This is a genomic window from Bathymodiolus japonicus methanotrophic gill symbiont (genome assembly GCF_019721995.1).
In the GTDB taxonomy this organism is placed as follows: domain Bacteria; phylum Pseudomonadota; class Gammaproteobacteria; order Methylococcales; family Methylomonadaceae; genus Methyloprofundus.
The window spans coordinates 226,763-247,390 of record NZ_BLYC01000004.1 but is presented as its reverse complement, the minus strand read 5'-3'; the positions used below and the strand labels follow the sequence as shown (position 1 = coordinate 247,390).

Genomic DNA, 20,628 nt, shown 5'->3' with positions numbered 1-20,628 from the left:
AAAACCCCAAGTTATTTAGAATAAAGCTCAACTACTAGCTGCTCATTAATATCAGAACCTAAATCAGCACGATCAGGTAAGGAATTAAAAGAACCAGAAAAATCCTTTGTATTGACTTCTAGCCATGCTGGAATCCCATACTGGCCTGCAACCGTCAGTGCATCAATAATACGCACCTGTTTTTTTGCTTTTTCTCTTACCGAGATCTTATCGCCAACAGCAATCTGTGCTGAAGGAATATTTAAAATCTGATCATTGACCAAAATAGATTTGTGGCTGACTAATTGTCTAGCCTCTGCTCTAGTGACAGCAAACCCCATACGGTAAACAACATTATCCAGTCTAGACTCTAAAAGATTCAATAGGTTTAAACCTGTTGCACCTTTTTGTAGATCTGCTGATTTATAGTAATTTCTAAATTGCTTTTCTAGCACACCATAGATACGTCTGATACGTTGCTTAGCTCTTAACTGTGTTGCATAGTTAGAGTCACGAGCACGTTTTGTTCCATGCTGACCAGGACGCTGATCTAATTTACATTTACCTTCTAGCGACTTACCTCTGCTCTTTAAAAACAGATCAGTACCTTCGCGACGACTTAATTTACAAGTGGGTCCTACATATCTAGCCATAATAAACTCCTAACTATACCCTACGCTTTTTCGGTGGACGACAACCATTATGTGGTATTGGCGTAACATCTACGATATTGCCAATTTTAAAACCTAGGTTGTTGAATGATCTAACTGCAGACTCACGACCTGGGCCTGGACCTTTGATCATGACATCAAGATTTCTCATTCCGAATTCCTGGGCTGCCTTACCAGCATGTTCTGCAGCTACCTGAGCAGCAAAAGGCGTACTTTTTCTAGAGCCTCTAAAACCAGAACCACCAGATGTTGCCCATGTTAGAGCATTTCCTTTGCGATCGGTAATTGTAACGATAGTATTATTGAAAGTTGCATGAATATGCGCAATGCCATCTGCAATTTCCTTTTTAATCTTTTTCTTTGTACGGTTTGAACTAGCCATAATTTCTTATACCCTTATTTTCTAATAGGTTTACGTGGTCCTTTTCTAGTACGAGCATTTGTTCTCGTTCTTTGACCGCGTAATGGCAGTCCACGTCTATGACGAATACCGCGATAACAACCAAGATCCATTAGACGCTTAATATTCATTGATACTTCGCGTCGTAGATCACCTTCAACAATAATCTTTGCAATAACACCACGAATCGCCTCTAACTGCTCTTCGCTTAGTTCTTTAATTTTAATTGTCCGTTCGATACCAACTTCTTTACAGATATTAATTGCAGTTGGTTTACCAATACCATATATTGCAGTTAAACCAATTTCTGCATGTTTATGATCTGGTACATTAATTCCGGCAATTCGTGCCATCTAGATACTCCTCACAGTATTCTAAAGTTAAGCGCTCAATTATAGCACTAACACTTTATAAAGCAATAAAAATTCTAACCCTGACGTTGTTTATGACGTCCATCTTTACATATAACTCTAACAACTCCGGCTCTTTTTACTACCTTACAGTTACGGCATATTTTTTTTACAGAAGCTCGTACTTTCACAGCTCACCCCTTATTGATTAATTAATTAATTATCTTTTTAAATTTGCTTTGTTCATCAGACCATCATATTGCTGTGACATAAGATGTGTTTGCATTTGCGAAACAAAATCCATCACAACCACAACAATAATCAGTAGTGAAGTCCCACCAAAATAAAATGGTACATTCCAGTAAACGATTAAGAACTCAGGCAAGAGGCAAACGGCTGTTATATAAAAAGCACCAATCAACGTTAAACGTGTCATGACCTTATCTATATAAATTGCAGTCTGCTCGCCCGGCCTGATTCCAGGTAAAAAAGCACCTGATTTTTTTAAGTTGTCCGCAGTTTCTGTCGAATTAAATACCAATGCAGTATAGAAAAAACAGAAGAATACTATCGCAATAGTATAAAGCATGACATACAGTGGCTGCCCCGGAGAAATTGACGTAGCAATATCCTGCAACCAGCCCATTCCTTCAGAACTACTAAACCATCCAGCAATAGTCGCTGGAAACAATATAATACTTGAAGCAAAGATAGGTGGAATTACGCCTGCCATATTTAGCTTTAAAGGCAAGAAACTACTTTGCCCTGCATACATTCTTTTGCCTTGCTGCCTTTTTGGGTAGTTGATAACAATTCTTCTCTGACCACGCTCCACGAATACGACCAAAGCTGTCACTGCGATACTCAATAAGAAAAGCAGCACAATAAATGCACCATTCAACTCACCTGTTCTTGCCAATTCCAGCGTGCCGCCAATTGCAGATGGTAAACCAGACACGATACCGGCAAAAATAATTAGTGAAATTCCGTTACCCAAACCACGTTCGGTAATTTGCTCTCCTAACCACATCAGGAAAATAGTTCCTGCAACCAGGGTGATCGCGGTAATAACGATAAACTGCATTCCCGGATTGATTACCACCGGCAATCCACCTGCAGTCTGATTCTGCAGCGCAACTGACACACCAATCGCCTGAAAAGTAGCCAGCACAACCGTACCATATCGAGTATATTGTGATATTTTGCGCCGACCAGATTCACCTTCTTTTTTAATCTGTTCCAGCGCAGGAATAACAATCGCCATCAACTGCATAATAATAGAGGCAGAGATATACGGCATGATTCCCAGAGCAAAAAGACTGAGTCTCTTTAAAGCTCCTCCGGAAAACATATTAAACATATCGAAGATAGAACCTTCTTGTTGCTTGAACATCAAAGCTAATGCCTGAGGGTCAATGCCCGGAACCGGAATATGTGCTCCGATCCGGTAAACAAAAAAAGCGCCGAGAACGAATAACAGTCTTGATCGCAATTCCGAAGTCTTATCGAATTGATCTTTCATTTGCGCGCCTGATCTACTCACTTTTATTCCTCTACTTTTCCACCAGCAGCTTCAACACTTGCTTTTGCACCACCCGTTGCTTTGATACCTTTTAAAGTAACAGCGGAAGTTATTTCACCAGACTTGATAAGCTTGGCTACTTTAGTAAAAGCAGGGACTACGTTTGCTTTAATAAGATCTGCAAGTGTGACAACATCAAGATTCAATTTTTGAATTTCACTGAGCCTTACTTCAGAAGTATATTTAGTTTTTCTTGCTGAAAAACCCACTTTCGGCAAGCGTTTTTGTAGTGGCATCTGACCACCCTCAAAACCGACCTTATGAAATCCGCCACTACGTGACTTTTGACCTTTATGACCACGCCCACAAGTCTTACCAAAAGTAGATCCAATTCCCCGACCTACTCTCTTACGATCTTTCCTAGAACCTTCAGCAGGTTTGATTGTATTTAAATACATTAGACTTCCTCTACTGTAACCATATAAGAGACTTTATTAATCATCCCTCTATTTTCAACAGTATCGATAACCTCAACGGTGTGGTTGATACGTCTTAAGCCCAGACCCTGCAAACAGGCTTTGTGCTTTTTTAAACGACCGATACTGCTCTTTGTCATTGTAATGCGTAATTTTTTATCTGCCATGTCGATTACCCTGTGATCTCTTCAACTGATAAGCCACGTTTTGCAGCAATTTGCTCAGCATTATTCATATTTGCCAGGCCATCAATCGTTGCACGTACGACATTGATTGGATTGTTAGTACCAATACATTTAGCCAGTACGTTGTGAACGCCAACTGCTTCAAAAACTGCACGCATTGGACCACCCGCGATAATACCCGTACCCTCTGTAGCCGGCTGCATAAATATTTTTGCTGCGCCTAATTCAGACATAATCGAATATTGTAAAGTATCGCCTTTAAGCGCTACTTTATGCATGTTTTTTCTAGCTTGCTCAAGTGACTTCTGGATTGCTATCGGCACTTCTTTTGCTTTGCTAACACCATAACCCACATTACCATCACCATCGCCTACTACAGTAAGCGCAGTAAAACCGAATACTCTACCGCCTTTAACAACTTTTGCGACTCTTCGGACAGAAACTAATTTTTCCTGCAATCCATCAGAATTCGCTTGTTTAGGTGCATTTGCCATTTTTTTCCCCTAGAACTTCAAGCCAGCTTCGCGAGCAGCATCAGCTAATGCTTTTACACGGCCATGATATTTAAAACCAGAACGATCAAAAGTTACTTCTGTAATACCTGCAGCGATTGCTTTATCCGCTACTGCTTTACCAACCAATGCGGCTGATTCAACATTACCAGTACTTTTGACAGCTGATTTAATTTCAGCCTGTGTAGTAGAGGCACTTGCAACAGTCACTGTCCCATTCTCAGTAATTATCTGAGCATACATATGTTTCGATGTTTTGTGCACTGATAAACGGTTAGCAGCCAATCTTTTAATATTGGATCTAAGTTTTAGTGCTCTTTTCATTCGAGATGCTTTTTTATTCATTTTGTTAGCCTATTTTTTCTTCGCGTCTTTTCTAACAATATGCTCATCAGCATACTTTACACCTTTACCTTTATATGGCTCAGGAGGCCTATACGCTCTGATATCTGCGGATACTGCACCAACTAACTGTTTGTCTATACCTTTAACAATTAGATCAGTTTGACTGGGTGCTTCAATAACAATACCCTCAGGCATACTAAACTCGATGGGATGCGAGAATCCAAGGCTTAAACTAAGGGTCTTACCTTTAACCTGGGCTCTATAACCAACACCTACCAAAGTTAGCTTCTTTTCGAAGCCGTCAGTAACACCAGTTACCATATTGGCAATATTTGCTCGTGCTGTTCCAGCCTGAGCAGTCGCTTTCTTATTATTCTGATCCCACTTCATATTGATAGTAGAATCAGATTGCTCTAGCTGTACAAGATTGTTGATTCTCATACTTAAAAGACCTTTAGAGCCTTTTACTGAAACTGTTGAGCCATCCACTTTTACTTCCACACCAGCGGGTAAAGTAATCGGGCTTTTTGCAATTCTAGACATAACTCACCCTTCCCTTAACAAACAGTGCAAAGTACTTCACCGCCATGACCAATTGCACGCGCCGCGCGATCTGTCATAACACCTTTAGAAGTAGATACGATTGCTACACCCAAGCCACCTAAAACTTTAGGTAGCTCATCTTTTGATTTATAAACACGTAAACCAGGTTTGCTAATACGCTTTACCTTGTCAATTACGGGTTTACCATTGTAATACTTTAATTCTACCGACATCGATACATGTGCACCTGTCGTTTCAGTAGAGTAGTTAGTAATATAGCCTTCATCTTTCAAAACCTTTGCAATTGCAACTTTAAGTTTTGAAGATGGCATACTAACGTTTATTTTTCCTGCAGACTGCCCATTTCTAATGCGGGTAAGCATGTCTGCAACTGGATCTGTCATGCTCATTTTTTATTCTCCAAATATCTAACTAGTCTATTACCAACTGGCTTTTGATAAGCCGGGAACATCCCCGCGCATTGTGGCTTCTCTAAGCTTGTTTCTGCTTAGACCAAATTTGCGATAGAACCCATGTGGACGACCGGTAATATTACATCTATTGCGCAATCTTGCCGCACTAGAATCTCTTGGCAGTTTTTGTAATGCCAGACTAGCTTGATCTTTTTCTTCAAAAGAGGTATTTGGATCTCTAATAATTTCTTTTAAAGAAGCTCGTTTTGCTGCGTATTTTTCTACTAGTTTAACTCGCTTGTTTTCACGAGCTATCATTGATTTTTTAGCCATACTGTTAGCTCTTAAATGGAAAGTTAAACTGCTTCAACAATGCCAGACCTTCTTCATTGTTTTTAGCACTTGTAGTGATACAAATATCCATGCCACGCAAAGTATCGATTTTATCGTAATCGATCTCCGGAAAGATAATCTGCTCAGTAACACCCATAGTATAGTTACCACGACCGTCAAAGCTTTTAGGACTCAAGCCTCTAAAGTCACGAATTCTTGGTATCGCTATACTGATAAGACGATCGAGAAATTCGTACATCTTATCTTGTCTCAGAGTCACTTTGCAGCCAATTGGCATATCATCACGTATTTTAAAACCCGCTATGGATTTGCGTGATAATGTTACAACCGGTTTTTGACCACTAATTTTTTCCATATCACTAAGCGCAGCCTGGACAACTTTCTTGTCTGCAACAGCTTTACCCAAACCCATGTTGAGTGTTATTTTAGTAATTTTTGGAGCTTGCATTACTGATGTGTATTTGAATTGTTCCATCAATGCAGGCTGAACTTTTTGTTTATAATCTTCTCGTAATCTAGCCATGCTTATGCCTACACATCAATAGTTTCGTTATTAGATTTAAAATATCGCACTTTCTTGCCATCATCTAATGTTTTAAAGCCTACTTTATCTGCTTTCTTGCTTGCAGCATTGTAGAGTGCAACATTAGATTTATGAATTGGCATTTCTTTTTCAATAATGCCTCCCTGTACGCCCGCATTTGGATTTGGTTTTTGATGTTTTTTAACTTGATTAACACCTTCAACCAGCACCTTATCGTTTAAGAATTTGCTGATTCGTCCTCGTTTGCCCTTATCTTTTCCGATAAGAACGATGACTTCGTCACCTTGTTTAAGTTTTTGCATAATTAAGACCCTTACAATACTTCTGGTGCCAGAGAAATTATTTTCATAAACTTCTCATTTCTCAACTCACGCGTCACCGGCCCAAAAATACGTGTGCCTAATGGTTGTAGTTGAGTGTTTAAAATTACCGCTGCATTGCCATCAAATCTTATAGACGAGCCATCAGCTCTACGCACACCTTTTTTAGTACGTACAACTAAAGCACTATAAACTTCGCCTTTTTTCACTCTGCCGCGTGGGATAGCGTCTTTAATGCTGACTTTAATAATATCCCCAATCGCAGCGTAGCGTCTATGTGACCCGCCGAGAACTTTGATACACATGACCTTTTTTGCGCCGCTGTTGTCAGCGACATCAAGGTTAGTTTGCATCTGAATCATTATTTAATACCTAATTATCTTTTTACTTGTTATTTAAAACAGTTGATTAGCTTTCTTTAGAAACTACTTCTACTAATTTAAACGTTTTATTTTTTGAATACGGACGACAGGATGTGATCGAAACTACATCACCTTCGTTACAAACATTATTCTCATCATGTGCGAATAATTTTGTAGATCTACGAATATATTTTCCGTATATAGGATGCTTAACCAGACGCTCTACTAAGACAGTGACTGTTTTATCCATTTTATTACTTACCACACGACCTGTTATGGTACGTATTTTTTCTGCATTATCACTCATTATGCTTGTCTCGCCATTTCATTGCGGATGGTTTGCACTCTCGCAATATTTCTTCTAACCTTTTTTACCTGGTCAGGCTTACTTAATTGCCCCGTGCTTTTTTGCATCCGTAAATTAAATTGTTCACGTCCTAATTCAACCAGGGTTGAATCTAGTTCTGCCACACTTTTCTGACGTAATTCAGTTACTTTCATCACAGTACCGTCCTAACTATAAATTTAGTTTTAACAGGTAGTTTTGCTGCAGCCAAAGTAAATGCTTCACGAGCTATTTCTTCTGGCACACCTTGCAATTCATATAACATTGTTCCTGGCTTAATTTGTGCAATCCAGTATTCAACGCTACCTTTACCTTTACCCATTCTAACTTCTAAAGGCTTTTTAGTAATCGGCTTATCAGGAAAAATCCTGATCCAAAGCTTTCCATCACGCTTACAATGTCTGGTTATGGTTCTACGAGCTGCCTCAATCTGACGCGCAGTAATTCTGCCACGCTCGACTGATTTTAGCCCATACTCACCAAAACTGACTGATGACCCACGAACAGCGATACCTGTATTTCTTAACTTATGCTGTTTACGAAATTTCGTTCTTTTAGGTTGAAGCATTGTATTTTCCCTTCACCTATTTTTTAGTTTTAGTTTTTTCTGAATTTGCCAAAGCAGGGTCTGTATTAAAAACCTCTCCTTTAAAAATCCAGACTTTAATTCCAATAATACCGTAAGTAGTATTGGCTTCGGCAACACCGTAATCTATATCGGCTCTTAAGGTATGTAGAGGAACACGCCCTTCTCTATACCATTCGCTACGAGCGATTTCTGCGCCGTTCAAACGACCGCCTAGATTAATTTTAACCCCTTCAGCACCTAAACGCATAGAATTTGTCACCGCGCGCTTCATAGCACGACGATACATTATTCTTTTTTCTAATTGCTGCGCGATACTCTCGGCAACTAATTTCCCATCTAGCTCAGGCTTTCTAATTTCTTCAACATTAATCTGTACAGGAATGCCCATCATTTTAGACACTTCTTTACGTAGCAAATCAATATCTTCACCTTTTTTACCAATAACAATACCAGGACGAGCCGTATGTACAGTTATATGAGCATTATTTGCTGGACGGTTGATTTGTATACGACTAACAGATGCATGTGCTAATTTCTTCTGAATATAGTCACGAACTGTTAAATCCTGGTGTAAAAATACAGGATAGTCCTTACTATTTGCATACCATCTTGAAGTGAAATCCTTGACTATTCCCAGTCTGATTCCGGTTGGATGTACCTTTTGACCCATTTGATTGCCTCTACTCGAACTCTGCGACTTTAACTGTAATATGACAAGTGCGCTTCAATATATGATTTGCACGACCTTTCGCTCTCGCTCTAAAGCGTTTAAGCGTTGGCGCTTCATCAACAAATACTGTTGAAATTTTTAACTCGTCAATATCCATACTTTCATTATGCTCTGCATTCGCAATAGCTGATTCAAGTACTTTCTTTGTAATCGCAGCTGCTTTCTTGGTACTGAATTTCAATACATTTAAAGCTTCTTCGACCTTGAGTCCTCTGATTTGATTTGCAACCAATCTCGCTTTTTGAGCAGACAATGGCGCATTACTTAATTTAGCTGAAACTTCCATAACTCACCCTTATTTTGACTTTCTATCAGCCAAATGGCCTCTGTATGTACGAGTCGGCGCAAATTCACCTAATTTATGGCCTACCATATTTTCCGAGACTAATACCGGAACATGCTGACGACCATTATGTACAGCTATTGTTAAGCCTAACATTTCAGGCGATATCATTGATCGTCTAGACCAAGTCTTAATCGGTTTCCTACTATTGCTACTGACCGCATCATCAACTTTTTTCTGTAAATGATGATCAATAAAAGGACCTTTTTTAATTGAACGTGGCACTTTATTAATTCCTCTCTAACGCTTGTTACGACGCCTAACAATCATCTTGTCAGTACGCTTATTTTTTCTGGTTTTATATCCTTTAGTTGGCGTACCCCAAGGAGAAACAGGATGTCTACCACCTGATGTTCTTCCTTCACCACCACCGTGCGGATGATCTACCGGATTCATTACCACACCACGAACAGTTGGGCGCACACCACGCCATCTAGAAGCACCCGCTTTACCAAGTGATCTTAGATTATGTTCAGAGTTTGATACTTCACCAATAACCGCCTTACAATCTGCTAATACTTTACGCATTTCACCGGAACGCAACCGCAAAGTAACATGCGCGCCTTCTTTAGCAACTAGCTGCGCTGATGTCCCAGCACTACGCGCCATTTGCGCACCTTTACCAGGCTTAAGTTCAACACAATGAATAACAGAACCTAAAGGCATATTACGCAAAGGCATGCAATTTCCTGCTTTAACAGGTGCATTTTCTGATGCAATAATTTCCTGACCAGCAACCACACCTTTAGGTGCAATAATATATTTTCGCTCGCCATCTTTATATAAGACTAGTGCAATATTTGCCGTCCTATTAGGATCATATTCCAAACGCTCTACTATACCTGGAATATCCATTTTGTTGCGCTTAAAATCTATAATCCGGTAGCTTTGCTTGTGTCCACCACCAATATGCCGAGTTGTAATGCGGCCGTTATTATTACGTCCACCACTCTTAGTTTTTTTACTTAGTAAAGGAGCATAAGGTTTACCTTTATGTAAATCTTCATGCTTTACTCTTACGACAAACCTTGAACCCGGCGATGTCGGTTTTGATTTTACAATAGCCATTTACCCTACCGTTTATATTCTTTTACTTGCAATTAAGCTGATTCGAAATCAATATCATGACCTAGCTTAAGCCTTACATAGGCTTTTTTCCAGTCAGATCTCTTGCCCATATAGCGACCAAATCTCTTTGATTTGCCTTTAACATTTAACAGCTGAACTTTTTCCACTTCAACATTAAACATTAACTCTACAGACTTTTTAACTTGTAGTTTCGTCGCCTGATTTGCCACTTTAAACACAAATCTATTTTCGTTTTCAGCAGCAATCGTACCTTTCTCAGATATTACTGGCGCCTTTATGACATTAGAAAGATTAAACTCTACACTCATAATAACTGTGCCTCAATTGCTTTTAACGCTGCAGGTGTCGCAATAACATTATCCGCAGCAATTAACATCACTGGATCAAGTTCGTTTGCAGTAGTAACTTCCAGGTTTGCAACATTTCTTGACGACAAGTAAATATTTTCAGTTAACTCATCGGCAATAATTAAAACCCGGCTTTTACTTAAGCCTTTCAATCTTGCAACTAACTCTTTAGTTTTTGGAGTTGACGGCATTATATCTTCGCTAGTCACTAATCTATTTTGACGTAGTAGCTCAGATAATATGGAACGAATTCCAGCACGATACATCTTTTTATTTAGCTTTTGATCAAAAGATCTAGGCTGTGCTGCAAATGTCGTACCACCTCCTATCCAAAGTGGACTGCGTATTGTACCAGATCTTGCACGACCCGCACCTTTTTGTTTCCAGGGCTTCGCCCCACCACCACTTACGGCAGATCTATTTTTTTGTGCTTTTGTTCCCGAACGTAGGCCGGCCATGCTCTTCACAGCCAACTGATGAATCAAGGCTTGGTTATATTCACGCCCAAAAACATCTGCGCTTACCTCTATTTCACCTGCAGAGTCTGCACTATTAATTGCTGGTATTTTGACACTCATGACCTATCCTTTATTTTTTTGCTTAATTGCCGGCGTTAAAATGACATCGCCACCTTTAGCACCAGGAATTGCACCTTTAACTAATATAAGATTTCTTTCAGCATCGATAGAATGAATAGTCAGGTTTTGCGTAGTAACAGTAACCGCCCCCATATGACCCGACATTTTCTTGCCTTTGAAAACTCGACCTGGCGTCTGACACATACCAATCGAACCATTCGATCTATGCGAGATTGAATTACCGTGGGTTGCATCCTGCATCTGGAAATTATGACGCTTTACACCACCCTGAAATCCTTTACCGATACTTGCACCCTGCACATCAATTAACTGCCCATCAGCAAATACATCTGTAGTCAGTTCGGCACCGACTTCCAGCTCTTCGCCTTCACCTTCTGCCAGTCTAAATTCCCATAGACCACGACCCGCAGTCATATTTGCCGCAGCATAATGACCCGCCATTGCTTTATTTACTTTTGATGATTTTTTATCACCTGCAGCAACCTGCACCGCACGATAACCATCAGTTTCCAGCCCTTTAATCTGTGAAACTCTATTTGAATCTATTTGTACAACCGAAACAGGCATTGACACACCATCTTCCGTAAAGACACGCGTCATCCCACATTTACGACCAATTAGACCTAATGACATAATTAAACCCTCAAACTTCTCAAGCTTAAATAAGCTTTATTTTAACGTCGACACCTGCAGCTAAATCTAACTTCATTAGCGTATCAACAGTCTTATCAGTCGGCTCAACGATATCAAGCAGACGTTTGTATGTTCTCAATTCATACTGATCGCGCGCATCTTTATTGACATGCGGTGAAGTCAGAATTGTAAAACGCTCATGTTTTGTTGGTAGCGGAATAGGGCCTTTTACTTGTGCACCTGTTCTTTTTGCTGTTTCAACAATCTCACCTGCGGATTGATCAATCAGTTTATGATCAAATGCTTTCAGGCTTATTCTAATTGTTTGACTAGACATATCTATTACTCAATAATTTTTGCAACAACACCGGCACCAACCGTACGACCACCTTCACGGATCGCAAAACGTAAACCTTCTTCCATCGCAATTGGCGCGATCAAGGTTACTTCTACAGATACGTTATCACCAGGCATTACCATCTCCGTACCTTCGGGCAATTTAACTGCGCCAGTTACATCTGTAGTTCTGAAGTAGAACTGCGGACGGTAACCATCAAAGAATGGCGTATGACGACCACCCTCATCTTTAGCCAACACATAGATTTCAGCAGAGAACTTGGTATGCGGATTAATTGAGCCAACATGCGCCAGTACCTGACCACGCTCAACTTCTTCACGCTTGGTTCCTCTTAACAGGATACCAACGTTATCGCCCGCCTGACCTTCATCAAGCAACTTGCGAAACATCTCAACACCTGTACAAGTTGTCTTAACAGTATCTTTAATACCAACTATTTCGATTTCTTCGCCAACCTTGATAATGCCTCGCTCAATACGGCCGGTTACAACAGTACCACGACCCGAGATTGAGAATACATCTTCAATCGGCATCAAAAAAGCACCTTCCGTCGCTCTTTCTGGCTCGGGAATATAGCTGTCTAATGCGTCCACTAATTTAATAATTGACTGCGTACCTAGCTCACTATCATCACCTTCCAGTCCCTTCAGAGCAGAGCCAACGATAATTGGCGTGTCATCACCAGGGAATTCATACTGGTCTAGAATTTCGCGAATTTCCATTTCAACGAGCTCTAGCATTTCGTTGTATTCTTCTGTTCCTACACCACCGCAATCTTCGGCTAGTAGATCAGCTTTGTTCAGGAACACTACGATATATGGAACACCTACCTGTCTTGATAACAGGATATGCTCTCTTGTTTGCGGCATAGGACCGTCTGTTGCACCACACACCAGGATTGCACCATCCATTTGCGCAGCACCGGTAATCATGTTCTTCACATAATCCGCGTGACCAGGGCAATCTACGTGTGCGTAGTGACGCGTGTCTGATTCATACTCTACGTGTGATGTTGCAATTGTAATTCCGCGCTCACGCTCTTCTGGCGCATTATCAATCTGATCAAATGCTTTTACTTCACCACCCAGCTTTTCTGCCATCACCTTTGTCAGCGCAGCAGTTAGAGTAGTCTTACCGTGATCAACGTGGCCAATTGTGCCGACGTTTACATGTGGTTTATTACGTTCAAATTTTTCTTTAGCCATTAGCCCATACCTTTTTTAAATATCAATTCTTATGACGTTTTTTGTATAATTGCATCTGCAATTTTTGCAGGTGTCTCATTATATTTTTCAAATTGCATACTGTAAGTAGCACGCCCTTGAGTTGCCGAGCGCAGGTCAGTTGCATAACCAAACATTTCAGCTAACGGCACTTCGCAGTTAATTGTCTTACCTATTGACGCATCCTCCATCCCTAGAACCACACCTCTACGCCTGTTTACATCTCCTACCACATCTCCCATATATTCTTCGGGAGTCACGATTTCCACTTTCATCACCGGCTCCAGCAAAACTGGCTTAGCCTGTTTTGACCCATCTCGAAAAGCCATAGACCCGGCAATGGAAAAAGCCATTTCACTTGAGTCTACATCATGGTAAGAACCATCGAGTAAGGTTACTTTAACATCCACTACCGGATACCCTGCCAGGACACCATTTTTCATTTGCTCCTGTATTCCTTTATCAACAGCAGGTATATATTCTTTGGGAACCGTACCACCAGACACTTCGCTGATAAAAGCATAGCCAGAGCCCAACTCCATAGGTTCCAGCTTGATTATGACATGTCCATACTGTCCTTTTCCGCCACTCTGTCGAATAAACTTTCCTTCTTGCCGAACCGCCTGCTTTATGGTTTCTCTATAAGAAACCTGCGGTGCTCCAACATTCAGAGCTACAGAGAATTCCCTGCGCATCCGGTCGACCAAAATCTCCAGATGTAACTCACCCATCCCTGAGATAATAACCTGCCCTGACTCTTCATCTGTCATCACATGAAAAGACGGATCTTCTTTCTTTAAGCGTCCCAGTGCTTCAGCCATCTTATCCTGATCAGCTTTAGTTCTAGCTTCAACTGCTATAGAGATAACCGGCTCGGGAAAATCCATTTTTTCCAGAATGATCTGTGCATTTTCTGCACACAGACTTTCGCCAGTCGTTACATCCTTAAAACCCACTGCCGCCGCAATATCACCCGCTCTTACCTCAGAGATCTCCTCTCTGCTGTTTGCGTGCATCTGCAGCAATCTGCCAACTCGCTCGCGTTTACCTTTCAGCACGTTGTATACAACACTACCTGATGCCAGCACCCCGGAATAAACCCGGATAAAAGTCAACGAACCTACAAAAGGGTCAGTTGCTATTTTAAATGCCAATGCTGCAAACGGCCCTTCATCAGATGCATGACTTTCTGCATGACTGCCGTCCTTTAGCTCACCCGATATCGATTTGACATCCAGTGGCGAAGGCATATAATCCAGCACGCCATCAAGCAAAGCCTGTACGCCCTTATTCTTAAAGGCTGAACCACAGAACACCGGTGAAATCTCACTAGCTATGGTTCTCTTTCTCAGCCCCAACTTGATCTCGTCTATAGATAGCTCGCCTTCTTCAAGGTACTTTTCCATTAACTCATCATCTGCTTCGGCCGCAGCTTCAAATAACTTTTCACGCCATTCTTCAGCTTCACCCTGCAAAGCTTCAGGTATCGGTTCTTCACTGAACGTCATCCCCATATTGGCATCTTGCCAATAAATGGCTTTCATTTTTAACAAATCAACTACCCCAGCAAACTCATCCTCTGAACCCACTGGGATCTGCATAGCTACGGGCTCTCCCCCTAGCCGGGTAGTAATTTGCTCGATTACTCTAAAAAAATCAGCACCCGAACGGTCCATCTTATTGATGAAAACTACTCTGGGTACTTTATATTTATTCGCTTGCCGCCAAACTGTTTCAGACTGTGGCTCTACACCTCCCACAGCACAGAAAACTGCACACGCACCATCAAGAACTCTCAGCGAGCGCTCAACTTCAATGGTGAAATCTACATGACCAGGCGTATCAATAATATTGATACGATGCTTGACGTATCCGCCCTCCATGCCTGACCAGAAACAGGTTGTTGCTGCAGAGGTAATGGTAATCCCTCTTTCCTGCTCCTGCTCCATCCAGTCCATAACAGCCGAGCCATCATGAACCTCACCGATCTTATGTGAGACACCCGTATAATATAGAATTCGCTCTGTCGTTGTGGTTTTACCCGCATCGATATGAGCCATAATCCCTATATTCCGATAATTCTCAATCGGCGTTACACGTCCCACTGCAAAAAACCTACAATACTACCAACGATAATGAGAGAATGCTTTATTCGCTTCTGCCATTTTATGTGTGTCTTCGCGTTTCTTAGCTGCTGATCCGCGTCCTTCCACTGCATCCATCATTTCACCTGCCAGCTTAAGCGGCATATTTTTTTCATTTCTCTTGCGTGATGCCTCAATCATCCAGCGCATAGCTAACGCCACTCGACGACTAGGTCTAACTTCGATAGGCACCTGATAAGTTGCGCCACCGACACGTCTTGACTTTACTTCAACACGAGGCTGAATATTTTCTAGTGCTTTAGTAAAAACTTCTAATGGCTCGGCATGACCTTTAGCTTCAACAGCTTCAAGTGCGCCATAGACTATTTTCTCTGCTACTGATTTCTTCCCGTCCACCATAACCATATTCATGAATTTGGTTAAAGTAACGCTACTATATCTTGGGTCTGGTAAAACCGTACGTTTTATCGCCGCTCTTCTTCTTGACATTTATATCACCAACAATTAATTTTATTTTTTACTGCTTAGCCCTTAGGCTTTTTTGTACCGTACTTAGAACGGCCACATCTACGACTATCTACGCCAGAAGTATCCAGACTTCCGCGTACTACGTGATAACGCACACCGGGTAAATCTTTTACCCTTCCCCCGCGAATCAGAACCACCGAGTGCTCTTGCAGATTGTGCCCTTCACCACCTATATAACTACTCACTTCAGCACCGCTAGTGAGCCTTACCCGCGCTACCTTACGTAATGCAGAATTTGGTTTTTTTGGTGTAGTTGTATAAACACGCGTACAAACACCACGTCTTTGAGGACAAGCCTCAAGCGCTGGCACATTACTTTTTTCTACTTTTCTTGTGCGCGGCTTACGAACCAGTTGGTTAATAGTAGCCATAAGTTAAATTACTCCGTCTTGCATTATTTTTGCTTAGCGCATTCAATAATGCACTTTAATTATTTACAATAACTCTATTGAGCAGAACATTCTATTATCCTGCTCCTTTAAAGTCAACTATTTCTTGTTATTCGGCATTCAAGGCTTGCTTTAATGCTTCTTCCGCATCTACAACTTCCATTGACTTCACTTCTTCCGGAGTTTGTATCGCTTCTAACTGCGCTTCCTTACGCTTTCTTCTTGCTTCATGGAATGCCAAACCTGTACCTGCCGGAATTAAACGCCCAACAATTACATTTTCTTTTAATCCATATAACTGATCTTTCAAACCGCGAACCGCTGCATCAGTTAACACTCGAGTTGTTTCCTGGAATGATGCCGCCGAAACAAATGACTCGGTTGCTAGTGAAGCTTTGGTTATACCTAACAATACAGGATCATAGCTGGCAGGAATTTTTCCATTTTCTTCAAGCTTGTCATTAATTTCCTTAACAACTACTTTTTCGACCTGATCACCTTTGGTGTAATCACTATCACCCGATGCAGTAATTTCGACTTTACGCAACATCTGGCGAATAATCGCTTCAATATGCTTGTCATTAATTTTCACCCCCTGAAGACGATAAACATCCTGAATCTCTTTCACTAAATAAGTAGTGAGTTCTGTGACACCACGCAGACGCAAAATGTCATGCGGGGTTAATTCACCTTCCGCAATGGTTTCACCTTTATCGACAAATTCACCCTCAAACACTGTGATATGGCGCCATTTAGGGACCAGGGTCTCATACTGCTCGCCTTCTGAATCGGTAATAACGATACGCTGCTTACCTTTAGTTTCCTTACCAAAAGTTACCGCACCTGTCGCTTCGGCTAAAATTGCCGGGTCTTTGGTTTTTCTTACTTCAAATAAATCAGCAACTCGTGGCAAACCTCCGGTAATATCACGTGTCTTACTTGACTCCTGAGGAATTCGCCCAAGCACGTCACCCACATGAATTTCCGCGCCATTTTTTACCGCAACAATTGAACCTGCTGGCAATACATACTGCGCAGCTAATTCAGTGTTTGGCAACATGACATCTTCCCCATCTTCGCTCACTAGTTTAACTAGAGGCCGTAAATCTTTACCCGCACTCACCCGTTGCTTAGGATCCAGCACCGTAATGGAACTTACCCCAGTAATCTCATCAGACACTTCCTGAACAGACAGTCCCGGCTCAAAATCGACTAGCTCAACTCGCCCTGCAACTTCAGATACCACAGGATGCACGTGTGGATCCCAGGTAACAACGATATCACCAGGTTCAACCATGCTACCTTCTTTGCAACTTAACTCTGCTCCATAAGGAATCTTGTACTTTTCTTTTTCGCGGCCATACTCATCCATTACCCCGACTTCACCTGATCTTGATACAGCAACTAGATTTCCGGCACGATTTTCTACCGTTTTTAGATTATGTAACTTAATAACCCCTTTCGATTTCACTTGCACATTACTAATCGCAACTTGTCGTGATGCAGCTCCACCAATATGAAAAGTACGCATGGTTAACTGCGTGCCTGGCTCACCAATAGACTGTGCTGCAATCACTCCAACTGCTTCACCACTATTGACCATATGCCCACGCCCTAGATCACGCCCGTAACATTTCGCACAGACTCCATGCCTATTATCACAAGTAATAATTGAGCGAACAAAAACATCATCGATGCTATGCTCTTCTAGGATAGATACATAATTCTCGTCCAGCATGGTGCCGTCAGAAACGATAACTTCGCCAGAAGATCCCGCGAGTACATCACCAATCACTACTCGACCCAGCACTCGCTCTGCCAATGGCTCAACAACATCACCACCTTCAATAATTGGCACCATGACCATGCCGTTCGTAGTCCCGCAATCTACACCATTAATTACTAGATCTTGTGCCACATCGACAAGTCGACGCGTCAGATATCCAGAGTTAGCCGTTTTAAGAGCAGTATCCGCCAGACCTTTTCGGGCACCATGGGTAGAAATAAAGTACTGCAGTACATCTAGACCTTCACGGAAGTTTGCGGTAATTGGCGTTTCAATAATTGAACCATCCGGCTTCGCCATCAAGCCACGCATACCCGCAAGCTGCCTAATCTGTGCCGCAGAACCCCGCGCTCCAGATTCAGCCATCATAAAGATTGAGTTAAATGATTTCTGCTTTAAGACCGCCCCGTTATCATCCACAACTTCATCGGTACCCAGCGCATCCATCATTACCTTGGCTACTTTCTCATTGGCATGCGACCAGATATCAACAACCTTATTGTAGCGCTCGCCATCAGTTACCAGACCCGAAGAATACTGATCCTGAATTTCAATCACTTCTTTTTCTGCTTCATTTAAAATATCAGCTTTTTCTACTGGAATTTCCATATCATTAATACCAAAAGAAATTCCTGAACGAGTTGCATATTTAAAGCCCAGATACATAATCTGATCAGCAAGTATGACAGTGTCTTTATTTCCTAAATAACGGTAACTGAAATCGAGTAAACGTGAGATATTCTTTTTGGTCATATCACAGTTTACAATTTCAAATGGCATTCCTGCGGGTGCTATTTCCCAGATTAAGACACGACCAACTGTGGTTTCATAACGCGTTGTTTTTTCCTCAACTTCGCCATCTTTATTGTTGAGTTTTTCAGTTATTCTTACCTGAATTTTCGACTGCAATTCAACAGTTTTTGCATCTAGCGCTCGCTTAACTTCATTAATATTAAAGAAAGCCGAGCCATCCCCTTTAGCTTTAAGTTTTTCACGGCTTATATAGTAGAGCCCTAGAACCACATCCTGAGAAGGATTAATAATCGGCTCACCATTGGCAGGTGACAAAATATTATTGGTTGCCATCATCAATGTCCGCGCTTCAATCTGGGCTTCGATAGACAATGGAATATGTACCGCCATCTGATCACCATCAAAGTCGGCATTAAATGCGCTACAGACCAATGGATGCAGATTAATCGCCTTACCTTCGATTAGCGTTGGCTCAAACGCCTGAATACCTAATCTATGTAATGTCGGCGCACGGTTTAATAGTATAGGGTGCTCATGAATAACCTCTTCCAGAATATCCCAGACTTCGGCGCCTTTGCTTTCTACCAGTTTCTTGGCAGCCTTAATCGTAGTTGCTAAACCACGCAACTGTAATTTACTAAAAATAAATGGCTTGAATAATTCCAGCGCCATTTTTTTCGGTAAACCACACTGATGTAATTTCAGCGTAGGCCCAACGACAATAACTGAACGCCCTGAATAATCGACCCGCTTACCTAGCAGATTCTGTCTAAATCGCCCCTGCTTACCCTTAATCATATCGGCAAGTGATTTCAGTGGTCGTCGGTTAGTCCCAGTTATCGCGCGCCCACGACGACCGTTATCCAGCAAGGCATCAACCGACTCTTGCAGCATTCTTTTTTCATTGCGAATGATGATGTCCGGCGCACCTAAGTCCAGTAAACGATGCAGGCGGTTATTTCTGTTAATAACCCGTCGATATAGATCGTTCAGATCGGATGTTGCAAAACGACCGCCATCCAGTGGTACTAACGGACGTAATTCAGGCGGCAACACAGGCAGAACATTCATCACCATCCATTCCGGGCGGTTAGAAGACCCTAACAGCGACTCAAGAACTTTCAGGCGCTTGGAAAATTTCTTAATCTTGGTTTCAGAATTGGTGCTGTTAATTTCCTCTCTTAATTGATCAACTTCCGCCTTGATATCAATGGTTTTTAATAACTCATAGATGGCTTCCGCACCCATTTTCGCAATGAATTCATCACCATATTCTTCAAATGCATCTAAATATTCATCATCCGTTAATAGCTTCTTTCTTTCTAAAGGGGTCAAACCCTCGTCAAGCACGACGAATGATTCAAAATATAAAACCCGCTCAATTTCACGCAATGTCATATCTAATAACAGAGCAATTCGAGAGGGCAATGATTTTAAAAACCAGATATGCGCAACCGGGCTAGCAAGTTCGATATGTCCCATACGCTCACGACGCACTTTAGACAAAGTAACTTCTACGCCACATTTTTCACAGATAACACCACGGTGCTTCAGGCGCTTATACTTCCCACATAAACATTCATAATCGCTGACCGGACCAAATATTTTTGCACAGAAAAGGCCGTCACGTTCTGGTTTAAAGGTACGATAATTTATGGTTTCCGGCTTCTTAACCTCACCATACGACCATGATCTAATCTGGTTTGGCGATGCCAGGCCTATGCTAATTTCATCAAAATCAACTGTTCTATTTTGGCGTTTTAAGAAATTTAATAAATCTTTCAAGAGCTTATCCCCTTTGTTTGTTATCTGGCTATACCAGAACTCATAAGCC

Annotated in this window: 31 protein-coding genes; all 31 read right to left on the bottom strand. The window is 41.5% G+C overall.

Going from position 1 to position 20,628, the window contains the following annotated elements:
- Nucleotides 1-11 precede the first annotated feature (11 nt).
- On the bottom strand, nucleotides 12-632 hold the full coding sequence (rpsD, locus tag K6984_RS08335; protein ID WP_221895101.1) for a 30S ribosomal protein S4: 621 nt from the start codon (nucleotides 630-632) through the stop codon (nucleotides 12-14).
- Nucleotides 633-645: 13 nt separating this feature from the next.
- Entirely contained in the window at nucleotides 646-1,032 is a 387-nt protein-coding gene (gene rpsK, locus K6984_RS08330; protein ID WP_221895100.1) for a 30S ribosomal protein S11, read from the bottom strand.
- A 14-nt stretch (nucleotides 1,033-1,046) separates the two neighbouring features.
- A complete protein-coding gene (gene rpsM / locus K6984_RS08325; RefSeq protein ID WP_221895099.1) occupies nucleotides 1,047-1,403 on the bottom strand; it encodes a 30S ribosomal protein S13 in 357 nt (118 codons plus the stop codon).
- 74 nt (nucleotides 1,404-1,477) lie between these two features.
- Nucleotides 1,478-1,591 (bottom strand): 50S ribosomal protein L36, encoded by a 114-nt coding sequence (rpmJ, locus tag K6984_RS08320; protein ID WP_221895098.1) that lies wholly within the window; start codon nucleotides 1,589-1,591, stop codon nucleotides 1,478-1,480.
- Between the two features lie 29 nt (nucleotides 1,592-1,620).
- Nucleotides 1,621-2,922 (bottom strand): preprotein translocase subunit SecY, encoded by a 1,302-nt coding sequence (secY, locus tag K6984_RS08315; RefSeq protein WP_221895150.1) that lies wholly within the window; start codon nucleotides 2,920-2,922, stop codon nucleotides 1,621-1,623.
- Between the two features lie 23 nt (nucleotides 2,923-2,945).
- Entirely contained in the window at nucleotides 2,946-3,380 is a 435-nt protein-coding gene (rplO, locus tag K6984_RS08310) for a 50S ribosomal protein L15 (protein WP_221895097.1), read from the bottom strand.
- A complete protein-coding gene (gene rpmD, locus K6984_RS08305; protein ID WP_221895096.1) occupies nucleotides 3,380-3,565 on the bottom strand; it encodes a 50S ribosomal protein L30 in 186 nt (61 codons plus the stop codon). Before rpmD ends, rplO begins: the two co-directional genes overlap by 1 nt.
- Before the next feature lie 5 nt (nucleotides 3,566-3,570).
- Nucleotides 3,571-4,077, bottom strand: coding sequence for a 30S ribosomal protein S5 (gene rpsE, locus K6984_RS08300; RefSeq protein WP_221895095.1), 507 nt, complete (start codon nucleotides 4,075-4,077; stop codon nucleotides 3,571-3,573).
- A 9-nt stretch (nucleotides 4,078-4,086) separates the two neighbouring features.
- Nucleotides 4,087-4,440, bottom strand: coding sequence for a 50S ribosomal protein L18 (rplR, locus tag K6984_RS08295; protein WP_221895094.1), 354 nt, complete (start codon nucleotides 4,438-4,440; stop codon nucleotides 4,087-4,089).
- A gap of 9 nt (nucleotides 4,441-4,449) precedes the next feature.
- The gene (gene rplF, locus K6984_RS08290; protein ID WP_221895093.1) at nucleotides 4,450-4,983 is read right to left on the bottom strand and encodes a 50S ribosomal protein L6; all 534 of its coding nucleotides are present in this window, start codon (nucleotides 4,981-4,983) and stop codon (nucleotides 4,450-4,452) included.
- Nucleotides 4,984-4,997: 14 nt separating this feature from the next.
- Nucleotides 4,998-5,393 (bottom strand): 30S ribosomal protein S8, encoded by a 396-nt coding sequence (rpsH, locus tag K6984_RS08285; RefSeq protein WP_221895092.1) that lies wholly within the window; start codon nucleotides 5,391-5,393, stop codon nucleotides 4,998-5,000.
- Between the two features lie 30 nt (nucleotides 5,394-5,423).
- Complete coding sequence (gene rpsN / locus K6984_RS08280) at nucleotides 5,424-5,729, bottom strand: 30S ribosomal protein S14 (RefSeq protein ID WP_221895091.1); 306 nt, start codon at nucleotides 5,727-5,729, stop codon at nucleotides 5,424-5,426.
- A gap of 4 nt (nucleotides 5,730-5,733) precedes the next feature.
- Nucleotides 5,734-6,273, bottom strand: a complete 540-nt coding sequence (gene rplE / locus K6984_RS08275) for a 50S ribosomal protein L5 (protein WP_221895090.1) — start codon at nucleotides 6,271-6,273, stop codon at nucleotides 5,734-5,736.
- A gap of 8 nt (nucleotides 6,274-6,281) precedes the next feature.
- Nucleotides 6,282-6,596 carry a 50S ribosomal protein L24 gene (gene rplX / locus K6984_RS08270; RefSeq protein WP_221895089.1) on the bottom strand — a complete coding sequence of 105 codons (315 nt, stop codon included), beginning with the start codon at nucleotides 6,594-6,596 and terminating at the stop codon, nucleotides 6,282-6,284.
- An 11-nt stretch (nucleotides 6,597-6,607) separates the two neighbouring features.
- A complete protein-coding gene (gene rplN / locus K6984_RS08265; protein WP_221895088.1) occupies nucleotides 6,608-6,976 on the bottom strand; it encodes a 50S ribosomal protein L14 in 369 nt (122 codons plus the stop codon).
- Between the two features lie 46 nt (nucleotides 6,977-7,022).
- Nucleotides 7,023-7,283, bottom strand: a complete 261-nt coding sequence (gene rpsQ, locus K6984_RS08260; RefSeq protein ID WP_221895087.1) for a 30S ribosomal protein S17 — start codon at nucleotides 7,281-7,283, stop codon at nucleotides 7,023-7,025.
- A complete protein-coding gene (rpmC, locus tag K6984_RS08255) occupies nucleotides 7,283-7,477 on the bottom strand; it encodes a 50S ribosomal protein L29 (protein ID WP_221895149.1) in 195 nt (64 codons plus the stop codon). Before rpmC ends, rpsQ begins: the two co-directional genes overlap by 1 nt.
- Nucleotides 7,477-7,890 carry a 50S ribosomal protein L16 gene (gene rplP / locus K6984_RS08250; protein ID WP_221895086.1) on the bottom strand — a complete coding sequence of 138 codons (414 nt, stop codon included), beginning with the start codon at nucleotides 7,888-7,890 and terminating at the stop codon, nucleotides 7,477-7,479. The genes rpmC and rplP overlap by 1 nt, the downstream gene beginning before the upstream one ends.
- 16 nt (nucleotides 7,891-7,906) lie before the next feature.
- Nucleotides 7,907-8,581: a 30S ribosomal protein S3 gene (gene rpsC / locus K6984_RS08245; RefSeq protein ID WP_221895085.1), complete on the bottom strand. Its 675-nt coding sequence runs from the start codon at nucleotides 8,579-8,581 to the stop codon at nucleotides 7,907-7,909.
- A gap of 10 nt (nucleotides 8,582-8,591) precedes the next feature.
- A complete protein-coding gene (gene rplV / locus K6984_RS08240; RefSeq protein WP_221895084.1) occupies nucleotides 8,592-8,927 on the bottom strand; it encodes a 50S ribosomal protein L22 in 336 nt (111 codons plus the stop codon).
- A gap of 9 nt (nucleotides 8,928-8,936) precedes the next feature.
- Nucleotides 8,937-9,209 (bottom strand): 30S ribosomal protein S19, encoded by a 273-nt coding sequence (gene rpsS, locus K6984_RS08235; RefSeq protein ID WP_221895083.1) that lies wholly within the window; start codon nucleotides 9,207-9,209, stop codon nucleotides 8,937-8,939.
- Between the two features lie 15 nt (nucleotides 9,210-9,224).
- Complete coding sequence (gene rplB / locus K6984_RS08230; RefSeq protein ID WP_221895082.1) at nucleotides 9,225-10,052, bottom strand: 50S ribosomal protein L2; 828 nt, start codon at nucleotides 10,050-10,052, stop codon at nucleotides 9,225-9,227.
- Between the two features lie 32 nt (nucleotides 10,053-10,084).
- Nucleotides 10,085-10,381, bottom strand: coding sequence for a 50S ribosomal protein L23 (gene rplW, locus K6984_RS08225; RefSeq protein ID WP_221895081.1), 297 nt, complete (start codon nucleotides 10,379-10,381; stop codon nucleotides 10,085-10,087).
- The gene (gene rplD, locus K6984_RS08220; protein WP_221895080.1) at nucleotides 10,378-10,998 is read right to left on the bottom strand and encodes a 50S ribosomal protein L4; all 621 of its coding nucleotides are present in this window, start codon (nucleotides 10,996-10,998) and stop codon (nucleotides 10,378-10,380) included. The genes rplW and rplD overlap by 4 nt, the downstream gene beginning before the upstream one ends.
- A gap of 3 nt (nucleotides 10,999-11,001) precedes the next feature.
- On the bottom strand, nucleotides 11,002-11,652 hold the full coding sequence (gene rplC, locus K6984_RS08215; RefSeq protein WP_221895079.1) for a 50S ribosomal protein L3: 651 nt from the start codon (nucleotides 11,650-11,652) through the stop codon (nucleotides 11,002-11,004).
- A 25-nt stretch (nucleotides 11,653-11,677) separates the two neighbouring features.
- Nucleotides 11,678-11,989, bottom strand: a complete 312-nt coding sequence (rpsJ, locus tag K6984_RS08210; protein ID WP_147635848.1) for a 30S ribosomal protein S10 — start codon at nucleotides 11,987-11,989, stop codon at nucleotides 11,678-11,680.
- 5 nt (nucleotides 11,990-11,994) lie between these two features.
- Nucleotides 11,995-13,215 carry an elongation factor Tu gene (gene tuf, locus K6984_RS08205; protein WP_221895078.1) on the bottom strand — a complete coding sequence of 407 codons (1,221 nt, stop codon included), beginning with the start codon at nucleotides 13,213-13,215 and terminating at the stop codon, nucleotides 11,995-11,997.
- Between the two features lie 29 nt (nucleotides 13,216-13,244).
- Entirely contained in the window at nucleotides 13,245-15,338 is a 2,094-nt protein-coding gene (gene fusA, locus K6984_RS08200; protein WP_221895077.1) for an elongation factor G, read from the bottom strand.
- An 18-nt stretch (nucleotides 15,339-15,356) separates the two neighbouring features.
- A complete protein-coding gene (rpsG, locus tag K6984_RS08195) occupies nucleotides 15,357-15,827 on the bottom strand; it encodes a 30S ribosomal protein S7 (RefSeq protein ID WP_221895076.1) in 471 nt (156 codons plus the stop codon).
- Between the two features lie 35 nt (nucleotides 15,828-15,862).
- Nucleotides 15,863-16,237 (bottom strand): 30S ribosomal protein S12, encoded by a 375-nt coding sequence (gene rpsL, locus K6984_RS08190; protein ID WP_221895075.1) that lies wholly within the window; start codon nucleotides 16,235-16,237, stop codon nucleotides 15,863-15,865.
- Between the two features lie 127 nt (nucleotides 16,238-16,364).
- A complete protein-coding gene (rpoC, locus tag K6984_RS08185; protein WP_221895074.1) occupies nucleotides 16,365-20,579 on the bottom strand; it encodes a DNA-directed RNA polymerase subunit beta' in 4,215 nt (1,404 codons plus the stop codon).
- Nucleotides 20,580-20,628: the final 49 nt, after the last annotated feature.

Bases quoted from the DNA above. Each gene is read 5' to 3' on its own strand.
- rplW (WP_221895081.1), bottom strand. From the start codon at position 10,381: ATGAGTGTAGAGTTTAATCTTTCTAATGTCATAAAGGCGCCAGTAATA.
- rpsC (WP_221895085.1), bottom strand. From the start codon at position 8,581: ATGGGTCAAAAGGTACATCCAACCGGAATCAGACTGGGAATAGTCAAG.
- rpsK (WP_221895100.1), bottom strand. From the start codon at position 1,032: ATGGCTAGTTCAAACCGTACAAAGAAAAAGATTAAAAAGGAAATTGCA.
- rplD (WP_221895080.1), bottom strand. From the start codon at position 10,998: ATGAGTGTCAAAATACCAGCAATTAATAGTGCAGACTCTGCAGGTGAA.
- rpsH (WP_221895092.1), bottom strand. From the start codon at position 5,393: ATGAGCATGACAGATCCAGTTGCAGACATGCTTACCCGCATTAGAAAT.
- rplX (WP_221895089.1), bottom strand. From the start codon at position 6,596: ATGCAAAAACTTAAACAAGGTGACGAAGTCATCGTTCTTATCGGAAAA.
- tuf (WP_221895078.1), bottom strand. From the start codon at position 13,215: ATGGCTAAAGAAAAATTTGAACGTAATAAACCACATGTAAACGTCGGC.
- rplO (WP_221895097.1), bottom strand. From the start codon at position 3,380: ATGTATTTAAATACAATCAAACCTGCTGAAGGTTCTAGGAAAGATCGT.
- rpsN (WP_221895091.1), bottom strand. From the start codon at position 5,729: ATGGCTAAAAAATCAATGATAGCTCGTGAAAACAAGCGAGTTAAACTA.
- rpsQ (WP_221895087.1), bottom strand. From the start codon at position 7,283: ATGAGTGATAATGCAGAAAAAATACGTACCATAACAGGTCGTGTGGTA.
- rplP (WP_221895086.1), bottom strand. From the start codon at position 7,890: ATGCTTCAACCTAAAAGAACGAAATTTCGTAAACAGCATAAGTTAAGA.
- rplR (WP_221895094.1), bottom strand. From the start codon at position 4,440: ATGAATAAAAAAGCATCTCGAATGAAAAGAGCACTAAAACTTAGATCC.
- rplV (WP_221895084.1), bottom strand. From the start codon at position 8,927: ATGGAAGTTTCAGCTAAATTAAGTAATGCGCCATTGTCTGCTCAAAAA.
- rpsG (WP_221895076.1), bottom strand. From the start codon at position 15,827: ATGTCAAGAAGAAGAGCGGCGATAAAACGTACGGTTTTACCAGACCCA.
- rpsL (WP_221895075.1), bottom strand. From the start codon at position 16,237: ATGGCTACTATTAACCAACTGGTTCGTAAGCCGCGCACAAGAAAAGTA.
- rpsD (WP_221895101.1), bottom strand. From the start codon at position 632: ATGGCTAGATATGTAGGACCCACTTGTAAATTAAGTCGTCGCGAAGGT.
- rpmC (WP_221895149.1), bottom strand. From the start codon at position 7,477: ATGAAAGTAACTGAATTACGTCAGAAAAGTGTGGCAGAACTAGATTCA.
- rpsM (WP_221895099.1), bottom strand. From the start codon at position 1,403: ATGGCACGAATTGCCGGAATTAATGTACCAGATCATAAACATGCAGAA.
- rplE (WP_221895090.1), bottom strand. From the start codon at position 6,273: ATGGCTAGATTACGAGAAGATTATAAACAAAAAGTTCAGCCTGCATTG.
- rpsJ (WP_147635848.1), bottom strand. From the start codon at position 11,989: ATGTCTAGTCAAACAATTAGAATAAGCCTGAAAGCATTTGATCATAAA.
- secY (WP_221895150.1), bottom strand. From the start codon at position 2,922: ATGAAAGATCAATTCGATAAGACTTCGGAATTGCGATCAAGACTGTTA.
- rplF (WP_221895093.1), bottom strand. From the start codon at position 4,983: ATGTCTAGAATTGCAAAAAGCCCGATTACTTTACCCGCTGGTGTGGAA.
- rplC (WP_221895079.1), bottom strand. From the start codon at position 11,652: ATGTCATTAGGTCTAATTGGTCGTAAATGTGGGATGACGCGTGTCTTT.
- rplB (WP_221895082.1), bottom strand. From the start codon at position 10,052: ATGGCTATTGTAAAATCAAAACCGACATCGCCGGGTTCAAGGTTTGTC.
- rplN (WP_221895088.1), bottom strand. From the start codon at position 6,976: ATGATTCAGATGCAAACTAACCTTGATGTCGCTGACAACAGCGGCGCA.
- rpmD (WP_221895096.1), bottom strand. From the start codon at position 3,565: ATGGCAGATAAAAAATTACGCATTACAATGACAAAGAGCAGTATCGGT.
- rpsE (WP_221895095.1), bottom strand. From the start codon at position 4,077: ATGGCAAATGCACCTAAACAAGCGAATTCTGATGGATTGCAGGAAAAA.